Origin of the sequence: Pseudomonas sp. MM213 (assembly GCF_020423045.1) — a bacterium.
GTDB classification, from domain to species: domain Bacteria; phylum Pseudomonadota; class Gammaproteobacteria; order Pseudomonadales; family Pseudomonadaceae; genus Aquipseudomonas; species Aquipseudomonas migulae.
Window position 1 is genome coordinate 4531355 of record NZ_CP081943.1, and the last position, 12125, is coordinate 4543479.

8 protein-coding genes are annotated in these 12125 nt (G+C 60.5%); 7 read left to right on the top strand and 1 reads right to left on the bottom strand.

The window, feature by feature from the left end; translation table 11 throughout:
• Positions 1 to 75 precede the first annotated feature (75 nt).
• The 5 genes from K5R88_RS20745 (at position 76) to K5R88_RS20765 (ending at position 9368) form a co-directional block, all read left to right on the top strand.
• Positions 76 to 1080, top strand: coding sequence for an asparaginase (locus tag K5R88_RS20745; RefSeq protein WP_223450082.1), 1005 nt, complete (start codon positions 76 to 78; stop codon positions 1078 to 1080).
• Positions 1081 to 1243: 163 nt separating this feature from the next.
• Positions 1244 to 2236 (top strand): AraC family transcriptional regulator, encoded by a 993-nt coding sequence (locus K5R88_RS20750; RefSeq protein WP_008030718.1) that lies wholly within the window; start codon positions 1244 to 1246, stop codon positions 2234 to 2236.
• 249 nt (positions 2237 to 2485) lie between these two features.
• A complete protein-coding gene (locus K5R88_RS20755; RefSeq protein WP_223450083.1) occupies positions 2486 to 3523 on the top strand; it encodes a histone deacetylase family protein in 1038 nt (345 codons plus the stop codon).
• A 5-nt stretch (positions 3524 to 3528) separates the two neighbouring features.
• Entirely contained in the window at positions 3529 to 4629 is a 1101-nt protein-coding gene (locus K5R88_RS20760; RefSeq protein ID WP_008038136.1) for a polyamine ABC transporter substrate-binding protein, read from the top strand.
• A 152-nt stretch (positions 4630 to 4781) separates the two neighbouring features.
• Entirely contained in the window at positions 4782 to 9368 is a 4587-nt protein-coding gene (locus tag K5R88_RS20765; protein ID WP_226298277.1) for a dermonecrotic toxin domain-containing protein, read from the top strand.
• Positions 9369 to 9395: 27 nt separating this feature from the next.
• On the opposite strand, the gene pdxR is transcribed toward K5R88_RS20765, so the two are convergent.
• Positions 9396 to 10946 carry a MocR-like pyridoxine biosynthesis transcription factor PdxR gene (gene pdxR, locus K5R88_RS20770; protein ID WP_226298278.1) on the bottom strand — a complete coding sequence of 517 codons (1551 nt, stop codon included), beginning with the start codon at positions 10944 to 10946 and terminating at the stop codon, positions 9396 to 9398.
• Positions 10947 to 11036: 90 nt separating this feature from the next.
• Here pdxR and K5R88_RS20775 point away from each other — a divergent pair, with 90 nt between their 5' ends.
• Positions 11037 to 11660, top strand: a complete 624-nt coding sequence (locus tag K5R88_RS20775; RefSeq protein WP_226298279.1) for an FMN-binding negative transcriptional regulator — start codon at positions 11037 to 11039, stop codon at positions 11658 to 11660.
• A gap of 9 nt (positions 11661 to 11669) precedes the next feature.
• Entirely contained in the window at positions 11670 to 12116 is a 447-nt protein-coding gene (locus K5R88_RS20780) for a GNAT family N-acetyltransferase (RefSeq protein ID WP_226298280.1), read from the top strand.
• Positions 12117 to 12125: the final 9 nt, after the last annotated feature.

Sequence of the window (12125 nt, forward strand, 5' to 3'; positions counted from 1 at the left end):
TGGCTGATAGACCGCTATCGCCGGCAAGCCGGTCTCACTCCTACAAGGGGAACTCATCGTTCTCGGAGCATCTCCATGAATTCCTCGACCTACCCTGCCGCCCAGCACGTCATGGTGCTCTACACCGGCGGCACCATCGGCATGCAAGCCAGCGAACATGGCCTGGCTCCGGCCTCCGGTTTCGAAGCGCGGATGCGTGAATACCTGCACAGCCAGCCTGAGCTGGTGGTGCCGCAGTGGCGCTTTCGCGAGATGTCGCCGCTGATCGACAGCGCCAACATGTCCCCGACCTATTGGCAGCAACTGCGTGAAGCAGTGGTCGATGCCGTCGACGTTCAGGGCTGCGACAGCGTGTTGATCCTGCACGGCACCGACACCCTCGCCTACAGCGCGGCGGCCATGAGCTTTCAATTGCTCGGCCTGAATGCGCGGGTGTGCTTCACCGGTTCGATGTTGCCGGCCGGCGTGACCGACAGCGATGCCTGGGAAAACCTCGGTGGTGCTCTGGTTGCTTTGGGCCAAGGTCTGGCGCCGGGTGTGCATCTGTACTTCCACGGCGAGCTGCTGGCGCCAACCCGCTGCGCGAAGGTGCGCAGTTTCGGTCGGCATCCGTTCAAGCGCCTGGAGCGTCAAGGCGGAGGAGCGAAGGCCCCGTCACTGCCAGCAACGTTGAACTACAACCAGAGCAAGCAACTGGCGAAAGTCGCTGTGTTGCCGCTGTTCCCCGGCATTGGCGCCGAGCAACTGGATGGCGTGCTGAACAGCGGCATCCAGGGCCTGGTGCTTGAGTGCTACGGCAGCGGCACCGGGCCGAGCGACAACCCCGAGTTTCTCGCCGCGCTTTCGCGGGCACGGGACAACGGCGTGGTGGTCGTTGCAGTGACGCAGTGCCATGAAGGTGGCGTTGAGCTGGACGTTTACGAGGCCGGCAGCCGGTTGCGTGGTGTCGGTGTATTGTCCGGTGGCGGTATGACCCGTGAGGCGGCGTTCGGCAAGCTGCATGGGTTGCTGGGTGCAGGTCTGGACACCGCTGAAGTGCGCCGCCTCGTCGAACTCGACCTCTGCGGCGAACTTAGCTGATACCACCCGACACCTGTGGGAGCGAGCCTGCTCGCGATAGCGGTATGTCAGACACATTGCTGCTGGACGTGCCGACGCCATCGCGAGCAGGCTCGCTCCCACAGGATCTTCATTGGGCACATAACTTGCTGCGTTCCAGCCATCCCAAGGCTGGAAGCCGCTCATGCTGCACTCCCACCTCACCACCCTCAATGCTGTCTCTCTGGTGCTCAACGCCTTCAAGGCCGAAGGCCTGTCCAGCGACGCCTTGCTCGCGGGGAGCGGCATCAGCGCAGCGGACTTGAACCGTGCCGACACGCGCATCACCACCAACCAGGAAATGCAGGTCTGCGCCAACGCGGTCGCGCTCAAGCGTGACATCGGCCTGGAGCTGGGTCGGCGCATGCACGTTTCCTGCTACGGGATGCTCGGTTATGCGCTGCTCACCAGTGCCACCTTCGGTGACGCTTTGCGCCTGGCGATACGTTTTCCGGCGCTGTTGGGAACACTTTTCGAGCTGAGCCTGGAGGACGACGGCGAACGCATCTGGTTCGTCGCCGCCGACTACCGGGAGAGCCCGGCGATGGCGGTGTTCAATGCCGAGTTCTGCCTGGTGTCATTGAAAGTCACCTGCGACGACCTGCTCGGTCACCCGCTGCCGTTGATCGCCGCACGCTTCGAACATGCCGCGCCGGACTATCAAGCGACCTACGCCGCACACTTCAACTGCCCGCTGCACTTCGAAGCGCGGGACAACGCCTTTGCTTTCGACAAGCGCTGGCTCGACCAACCCCTGCCGCTCGCGGATGTCATCACCCATCAGGCCATGGCCGAACGCTGCCGCAAGCAGAACCTCGAGTTCACCGGACGTCAGGCGTGGCTGGGGCGGATTCGCCAGTTGCTCAGTGCGCAATTGAATGCTGCACCGGGGCTCGAAGGGTTGGCCGAGCAGATGAATTGCTCGGCGCGGACATTGCGTCGCCACCTCAAGGACCTGGGGTGCAGTTATCAGGAGTTGCTGGATGAGCTGCGATTCGAGCAGGCCAAGCAACTGCTCTGCGAAGACCAGATGCCGATCTACCGGATCGCCGAAGTGCTGGGCTTCAGCGAGACCGCGAGCTTCCGCCATGCCTTTGTGCGCTGGAGCGGCGTGGCGCCCAGCCAGTTCCGCCCTTGAAAACGAGCCGATCCCTGTAGGAGCGAGGCTTGCCCGCGAAGGCGTCCTCGAGAACGCCAAAAAGCTTCGCGGGCAAGCCTCGCTCCTACAGGGATCGGGTCGTTCGGGGCCGTTGCGGTGTCGAAAAGGGGCTAATTTCGGTCAACTATTTTGGCCACATCGATCCCCTTTTGGCCTTTCCTGCCGTTCTCCGAATCGCCATCCGCCGCAAGACTGTGTTCAACCGAATCAGCCTGCGGAGAACAAGAAATGCTGACGATCTACTCGGACGATCACCACCTGCACCACGGCCGTTGTGAATTGATAGACGGGCAACTCAAGCCCTGCTTCGAAATGCCCTCGCGCGCCGACCATGTGCTGTCACGGGTGCAAAACCAGAAGCTCGGCCCGGTAGAAGCGCCGAAGGATTTCGGCCTCGACCCGATCGCACGCATCCACAGCCGCGACTACCTCGACTTCTTCAAGGGCGCCTGGGCACGCTGGACCGAGTTCAACACCGACGGCGACTTGCTGCCTTACACCTGGCCGGCTCGTACCTTGCGCCGCATCAAACCCACCAGCCTGCACGGCGAACTGGGTTATTACAGCTTCGACGGCGGCGCCCCGATCACCGCCGGCACCTGGCAAGCCGCGTACAGCGCAGCCCAAGTGGCGCTCACCGCCCAGGCCGAAATCCAGCGTGGCGCGCGCAGTGCCTTCGCGTTGTGCCGTCCACCGGGACACCATGCCGCCAGCGACTTGATGGGCGGTTATTGCTACCTCAACAACGCCGCCATCGCCGCTCAGGCGTTCCTCGATCAGGGCCACAAGAAAGTCGCGATCCTCGACGTCGATTACCACCACGGCAACGGCACCCAATCGATTTTCTATGAGCGCAGCGACGTGCTGTTCACCTCGATCCACGGCCATCCGGAAGCCGAGTTTCCGTTTTTCCTCGGCTATGAAGACGAACTCGGCGAAGGCACGGGCGAAGGCTTCAACTTCAACTACCCGTTGCCCGCCGGCAGCGGTTGGGATGCCTGGAGCGCCGCGCTGGAACAAGCCTGCAAAGAGATCGAAAAGTACGGCGCCGAGATCGTCGTCGTGTCCCTGGGCGTCGATACGTTCAAGGACGATCCAATCTCCCAGTTCAAGCTCGACAGCCCGGATTACCTGGCGATGGGCGAGCGCATCGCCAAGCTGGGCGTGCCAACCCTGTTCGTGATGGAAGGCGGTTACGCGGTCGAAGAAATCGGCATCAATGCCGTGAACGTTCTTGAAGGTTTTGAAAGCGCCCAAGGGAAATAACAACAATGAACACACTCAAGCGTTTCATCGTGCCCGCGCTCTGCGCCACGGTGCTCAGCGGGGCCGCTCACGCTGAAGAGCGCACGTTGCGCGTCTACAATTGGTTCGACTACATCACCCCCAAAGCGCTGGAAGACTTCAAGGCGCAGAACACCCAGACCAAGCTGATCTACGACATTTTCGACACCAACGAAGCGCTGGAAGCCAAGCTGCTGACCGGCAACTCCGGTTACGACGCGGTGGTGCCGTCCAACGTGTTCCTCGCCAAGCAGATCGAGGCCGGTGTTTTCCAGCCGCTGGACCGCAGCAAACTGCCGAACTGGAACCACCTCGATCCCAAGCTGATGAAGCTGATCGAAGCCAACGACCCCGGCAACAAATTCGCCGTGCCGTACATGTACGGGACCATCCTGATCGGCTTCAACCCGGACAAGGTCAAAGCCGCGCTGGGCGCCGACGCGCCGGTGGATAGTTGGGACCTGATCTTCAAGGAAGAGAACATCAGCAAGCTCAAGCAGTGCGGCGTCGCCCTGCTCGATTCGCCTTCGGAAATCCTGCCGCTGGCCCTGCAACACCTCGGCCTGGACCCCAACAGCAAGAAGCCGGCGGACTACGAAAAGGCTGAAGCGCTGTTGATGAAGATCCGGCCGTACGTCACGTACTTCCACTCCTCCAAGTACATGGCCGACATTGCCAACGGTGACATCTGCGTCGCGGTCGGTTATTCCGGCAGCTTCTCCCAGGCGGCCAACCGCGCCAAGGAAGCGAAGAACGGGGTGACCGTCGACATGCGTCTGCCGAAAGAAGGTGCGCCGATCTGGTTCGACATGCTCGCGATTCCGAAGGGCGCGAAGAACACCGAGGACGCCTACACCTTCATCAACTACCTGCTGCAACCGCAGGTGATCGCGCCGGTCAGTGACTTCGTCGGCTACCCGAACCCGAACAAGGACGCCACGGAACTGGTCGACCCGGCGATCCGCAACAACCCGAACCTGTACCCGACCGAAACGGCCATGGCCACGCTTTACACCCTGCAACCGCTGCCGCGTGATGCCGAACGTGCGCGCACGCGGGCCTGGACCAAAATCAAGTCAGGGACCTGAAACCACCTCTGAAAACTGAAGACCCGCCGTGATGCGGGTCTTTTTTTGCCTGCGATATTTATGTACCGCCAGACACCGGGGCCCGCCCGATACCGTCCCCTGATCCAGCGCTGCGCAATCAACAACAGCGCACCCTTAATCAGGAGACGACCATGTCCGATACCCTTTCCCCGAGTGCAGAAAATGTACTGACCCAACTGGTCACCGGCCCCTCGATCAGAGAGGTTGCAGCGACTGCATTGGCGCCTGCACTCAACGCGCTTTACCCGCACTTGAAGATTGATCCGACGCTCGCCACGGTCGTCACTCCGACCTGGGTCGATACCGGCAGCGATGTCGTGCCGGGCAATAATCTGTATGAATCGCTCACCGACGTGTTGGTGCGGCTCGGGTTGTCGGGTTCGACGGTGACGTTCATCGATGGCGAGCATTTCCTGACCCTGCAACCGGGCGTTGCCCCGCCGGCTCAACTGCCCGTGAACATCACGGCCATCGGTTCGCTGATTAATACGCTCGCACCGCAGCTATTCATCGCCTACCAGCAACAGCAACTGGATTACTGGAATCAGCAGACAAGCCCTTCGACCCCACGCTGGCATCAGCTCTCGCAGGCGCTGCAGGACATCTGGAACCTCGATGCGACCACCGACTGGGATGCCGATCAAAAAGCAATGGCCCTTGCCGTGTTCACTCAGCCGGATCGGGCAGCACGGCGCTCACAGGACAAATACCTGACCAAGGCCTGCCTGATCGACACCGAACACGTTGAAAGCGCGCAGAGCAAACATCTGCGGGTTCTGGATATCGCGGTGTTTGTGGGCACGTTGGGCACCCGAACACTGGTGCTGACCCACTCGATTACCGAAGGGTTCAGGCGTTACGACTCTGTTGCGGCGCTGGGCGAAACATTGTTTGCAAACCCTGGGGCGTCGAGCACCGGGCAGACCCTGCAATGGCGACTGTATGAACCCGAGGGCAACTTCTTCCATCATCAAGCGTGTGCGCTGATCGCACTCGAAGCCGAAGCCATCGGTGCCTTCAATACATTCCAGAGCACTACGCCAACCAGGCTTTCACCGCAAATCAGCGCGGCGGCGAAGAGTTTCACTGAATTTGAAGCCCTGCCTTCGTCGCGCTTCAACCAGGTTCAGGGGTTACTGACAGGCTGGCTGAGCAATGCATCGTCAGCGGACCTGACCCGTTACAGCCGACACCTGATGGACCTGGCGCAGTTGCGAGAGCAGGACGCTGGAAAAACCTTCGACGAAGGCATCGCTTCACTGCCGGAGTTTGCCCTGCAAACCCTGCGAGAGCAGATGATCAAGGATCATCCAACGGCAGCGGACCTGAATCTGAAAGACATTCAAATCAGCATCACCAGCCTCATCGTGCTGGGCACTTTCGTGGTCCCCGGCAAGACGCAGACCGTTACGTTGTCGCTGATCGAATTGGCACTGCAAAACCTGATAGCCGTTCCGTTGGGCAACAAGACGGTGCAGTACAAAAACGTCGACCCTGTGCCCGCCTGGATGACACCCGCCTACCTGGAAGAACTCGTGACCCAGGTCGATATCGGCGCGGTCTACCCGGCACTGATCAAGCGCAAGCTGCTGGATGACTCGCGAGAATCGTTGCGCCGACAAACGCTCTACACGCGTCATCTGCGCACCCAGTTGCCCTTGCAGGCGCTGCAACACAAGATGCGCGGCGAAGCCGGCATTGATGAACGAGGCTACCAATACGTCAACGCAGCCCTGCAGCAAAGCGCGGCCGACCGCCGGGTGAATGGGCAGGAGATTGTCATTCGCCCGCTGGCTTTTATCAGCAGTGAAAGCGCCGACAGCAAGGGCGACGAAGTCGCCAATATGTTCGTCATCGGCCCACGCTCCACTGATCAAGGACCGTGCCTGCTCTACCGGCCATTGCTCGTGCCCTCGCTGACGCAGTACCCGAACGAAGCCAATCTGCTGTACGCGATCAAGCACGAAAAACCCCTTCGCCAATCGGTCCTGGCATGGCTGGCCGACGACGTGCGCTTCAACTATTCCCAGTACGTGTTTTCCGGTGAGTTGCCTTCGGTCTGGACCCTGACCCAATTGCTGGTCGATCCCACCTCGGCGCTGGGCAAGATGGGCGCGGTGTCGCTCAGTGCGGCAGCCCTTGATGATGATTCACTGGCGCCGCTGTTCAAAGCCAATGCCAACGCCATGATGACGTTGGCTGACCGTCAATCAGTGTCCAATGCACAAGCTCGCTGGGAAACGCTCAAGCACGGTGCATGGATGCTGTTCAACGTCGCCTTGCCCTTCCTCGGGCGCACTGCCGGGGTTGCCGCGTGGATCTGGCAGATCATGGACGACTTGCAGGAAATCACCGATGCCGCAGAAAGCGAAGACAGCCAACTTGCCTGGTCTGCCGTGACCGATTTGCTGTTGATGCTCGGCATGGTACTGGCTCATCGGGCTGCCGCTCGCCATAAACCGGTCTCGCGATTAGCCGAGAAACTCGAGCCACCACCGGTCACACCGCCCATCAAGCCTGCGCAGAAAATCACGGTCACTCGCCTGCCCGACCTTAATCAACTGCCTCACGACCATGAGACGTCTTTGCACGCCGTCGCCACACTGCCGCCTCTAGCGTTGGGCACCTTGCTGGATGAACTGGCCATTGCCGAACCCAAGGGAATGGCCGTCGCCTCCAGCGTGGCCGGCCCTCACCAGCACCTCAGTTCACTAAACGGAAAATGGTATGCGAAGGTCGGCCAGCGATGGTTCGAAGTCACCCCCAACGACAATAACGACGTGCAGATCATTGACTCACGCCAGTCCCCCCCGCGCACCGGGCCGTTGCTGATCAAGAACGCCAGCGGCGAATGGTTTATCGATACACGGCTGAGGCTGCGGGGCGGGGGCAGGGAGAGGCAGCGGCTGGAACAGCAAAACAAAGTGCGTCTGGCTGAACTGAAACAGCAAATGACAGCGTTCGAAAGCCAGGTCAAAAGCCGGGAAACAGAACTCAAGGAAGCTGAAAAAAACGCGAAGGCAGCGAGCGCCACCGACACCCATCGCCGCTTGTACCTTGAAATGCTCGATGCGCAGATGTCACTCATCGGCGCCAACATTGAGCAGATGAAAGCGTTCAATGCTCGCGAAGCCATTCCCAATTTCCGAAAAGCGATGATCAGCCGTCTGGATTTCCAGCTATCGCTGCTGGAGAAATGGTTCGACCACCAGCGTCCTGTTTTCGACAATCAAATGCGTCTCTCCCTCAATCTTCTCGACACACAACCAACGGAAAACACGCAGGCCGCCCGACAGACCTTTCAACACATGAGCGATCTGACCGAGGGCTACATCAACAAAATCGAATTCGCGCAATCGCGCTTCGAGCAACTGAACCTGCTCGGCAAAGAAGCCGTGGAAGTGATCCGCGACGTCAAGGCCAACATACCGACGTTCGATTTACAGGACCTCAAACTGTTCCAGATCACGCTGGCCCAGGAGTTGTGCCTCGCACCCTCGGTTGCGCTCACGCATGAAGCACGCCCGGCGCTGGAGAGCGTTGTCGAAAACGCAGCGCTCGCCATCCAGGCTTCACTGGATCTGGCCGCTGACGAAGACGTGTTGCGCTTGCCGGAGCGAATCGAGGGGCTCAGTGATCTGGTGGAGCAACTCACGGTCACCGATCAGCGCATCATCGATCTGCCCGGCGAGTTCCCCGGTCAGTTCCTGCAACCCGCGCTCGACCTGATGCGCAAACGCATCGACGCGTTTCAACAGCGCACCGTGAAGCACCTGGCGAGCCTGCTGCGCGAGCGCCAGGCGCTTGAGCCGCAACCTGGTCCTTCCCGTCTGCCGACCGCTCCTGTCAAACGCATCATCAAGACCCGTTACAACGGCACGGTGGTCGGCCAACTACGCGCCGATGCCGTGGCGGACGGATCAGAACTGGTCGACGTAACCTCGACGCTGACAGGCAAAGTCATCTCGACCTTTCATGAGAAAACCCCGGGTGTCTGGGTTGAACGAGTGGCCGCGAAACCGGTTTCCCCTGCCGTCGTCCAACCCGATTTGGGGACAAGCATTGTTCAAGGTCAGGCAATGCTGGACGGGCTGGAAGCGTTCATCCACCGAACGGACGCCCATTCAAAAGGAGCGCGGCGAATTCCCGTGGAAATCGAGGAAATGTTCCATCAGCAGGCCCATCGACTGCAGGAGGCCGCCAAGGCAATCGACGAAGCGCTGATTTCCAACAACGCCACCGATGACGGTCCGGGGTCTGCCGTGACACTGGTCAAGCAGCTGAATGACGGAGCAACCCGCCTCTACAGCCAGGGACGCGCAACGCGAATCAGCATGACAAAACTGCAGCCGCCGACGGCAGAGCGGGTCCAGTGGCTGCAAAGCGAAGGTCAGGTCGATATCGTCAGAAACCCCGGCAGACGCTTGCTCAAAAGCCGTAAAAAAGACTACCTCGAGGAATATGAGGTCCGTGACCACACCAGCAAAAATGTTCTGTGGTATGCACACTTTCACTACGCGCAGCCCGCGTCGCCTGTCCAGACGTTCACGGCGGCGCATCTAAAAACCGTGCAGCAACGGCTGCTGGGCGGCGCATCCGAGGCGCGCAGTGCAAATGACGACCTGCACGCGATTGCGATTTATCGCAGCGAAATCAGCCCACAACTGGCGACTGCACTGTTTTTCGCGAAGGTGCTGCCGTCGGCCTCAAAATCGTAAGTCTTGCGTCGTGGTGAACCGTAACCGCTAACGGCGCCAGACCTTTTCCAGTCGTCCGAGTGCGGTGCTGATGGCCACCTCGGGCACGGCCGCGAAACCCAGGACCAGCCCGGCACGCTGGTCCACCGGTTTCTGCGAGTCCGGCAACCAATAGCTGCTCAGCGCATTGATCTCGACATCGACGCTGGCGGCTTTTTCTATCAGCTCGTACTCGCGCGCCTGTGAGTCGACCACCACCGTCAGATGCAACCCTGCCGCGACACTTGGCAGGCTGCCGATGCCGGGGATGTTCTGCGGCCAGCCCGCCAGCAACGTATTGCGACGACTCAGGGCAGCACGGCGCATGCGGCGGATGTGCCGCTGGAAATGCCCGGCGGCCATGAACTCGGCCATCACTGCCTGGGTGCTGACTTCGGAATGCCGGACGTCCACCGCTCGACGTTGAGAAAACGCCTGCACCAGAGCCGGCGGCAACACCAGATAACCCAGGCGCAACGCCGGGAATGCAACTTTGCCAAAGGTCCCGACGTACAAGACCCGGCCCTGCCGATCGAGTGCCGCCAACGGCGCCAGGGGTGCGCCGCTGTAACGGTATTCGCCATCGTAGTCGTCCTCGACGATCCAGCCTTGGTTGCGCTCCGCCCAAGCGAGTAATTCAAGACGCCGCGCCAGGCTCATCACTACGCCGGTCGGGTATTGATGCGAAGGCGTGACATAGGCCAGTCGACAATCGCTGAGCCGGGCCAGTTCAGTGCAGTCGATGCCCTCGCCGTCCACCGCCACCCCATGCAATTTCGCCCCGGCCACGGCGAACGCATGACCTGCCGCCCGATACCCCGGATTTTCAATCGCCACGCCGTCGCCCGGCTCCACCAGCAGCTGTGCACAAAGGCTAATCCCCTGCTGCGCGCCGCTGGTGATCACTATTTGCTCAGCCGTGCACTGCATCCCCCGCGAACTGCGCAAATAAGCGGCGATCAGGCCGCGCAAGCGCGCATCACCCGCCGGATCGCCATAACACAGCTGCTGCAAATCCGGTTTACGCCAGAAAGCCGCATTCAGCTTGGCCCACACCTCGAAGGGAAACAGGTCGAACGCCGGAACGCCCACCCGAAAAGCCCGAGGCGGACCGCTGGGCGGCGTGGCCAAATGGTTCTTTTCAACGCGCCCCAGCGCTCCGCTGTGGATAACTTTACTGGATGAAACCACAGGTAAATCCAGCCAATTTGTGGATAAGGCTGTGGGTAACCCTGTTGACAACCCTGTGGATACTTTTGTGGATAGTTTTTTCGTGGGCAACGCCGCTTGAGGCAATTGCGCGACGTAAGTCCCGTCCCCGACACGCCCCTCGATGAAGCCCTCTGCGTAAAGCTGATCGTAGGCGCGGACCACGCTGTTGCGGGAAATCGCCAACGCCGCCGCCAGATCCCGGCTGGCCGGCAATCGAGTGCCACTGGCCAATCGCCCGTCGAGCACCCGCAGGCGCAAGGCCTGATAGAGCTGACGACTAAGCCCCTGACGGCGGTCAAGTTCGATACCGGCGGGGTTGAACGACAGGGAAAGCGGCGCTTCGCTCATGGCAATGGACCTATGAAATTGGTCGTTAATGGCTCTTACAACAGACCAATAGCCTGCCTAGGATGGATGCATTCGCCAAGGAATTTTTCCATGTACAACCCCAGCGGCTTTGCCATCAAAGATTTGCATGAACTGCAGCAGCAGATACTCGACACGCGTCTTGCCGTGGTGATTACCCACGACGAGCAAGGCTTGCAAGCCAGTCACCTGCCGTTGCTGTTCAGCCCTGACCAAGGTCCGAATGGCACCCTGTACGGTCATTTCGCCCGGGCCAACCCGCACTGGAAGGCACTGCAAAACGGTGCCGAAGCGCTGGTCATTTTCGCCGGTGCCGACGCGTACATCAGCCCGGGCTTTTATCCGAGCAAAGCCGAGCACGGCAAAGTCGTACCGACCTGGAACTACGTCGCCGTACACGCTTACGGCACCGCAGAGGTTTTCACCGACGCCGACCGCCTGCTTAACCTGGTCAGTGCGTTGACCGATCGCCATGAAGCCGGTCGCGACCAACCATGGAAGGTTGCCGATGCACCCGCCGACTACATCGACGGCATGCTCAAGGCCATCGTCGGGTTTGCCCTGCCGATCCAGCGCCTGGAAGGCAAACGCAAACTCAGCCAGAACCGCAGCACCGCAGACATCGCCGGTGTGCGCGAGGGGCTCGCCGCCAGCCCCGACGTGCACGACCAGGCCCTCGCCCACTTGATGCGCTAAGGATTGAACATGAGTCAGATTGAAATCCGCCAGGTCACCGCTGCTGATCACGCTGCGTGGCTGCCGTTGTGGCAAGCCTACCTGCGCTTCTACAACACCGAACTGCCTGAGACGGTCACGGACAGCACATGGCAACGCCTGCTCGACTCGAATGAACCGACTCATTCGGCATTGGCGTGGAGTGACGGCAAAGCGGTCGGCATGGTGAACTTCATCTACCATCGGTCGAACTGGAGCATCGAAAACTCCTGCTACCTGCAAGACCTGCTGGTAATACCCGAAACCCGCGGCACCGGCGTCGGCCGCAAGCTGATCGAATTTGTCTACGCGACCGCCAAAGCGGACGGCTGCTGCAAGGTCCACTGGTTGACCCACGAAACCAACGCCACCGCGATCCAGCTCTACGAGCGCATCGCCGAGCGCCCTGGTTTCATCCAGTACCGCAAAGCCCTTTAAGGTTCAAGG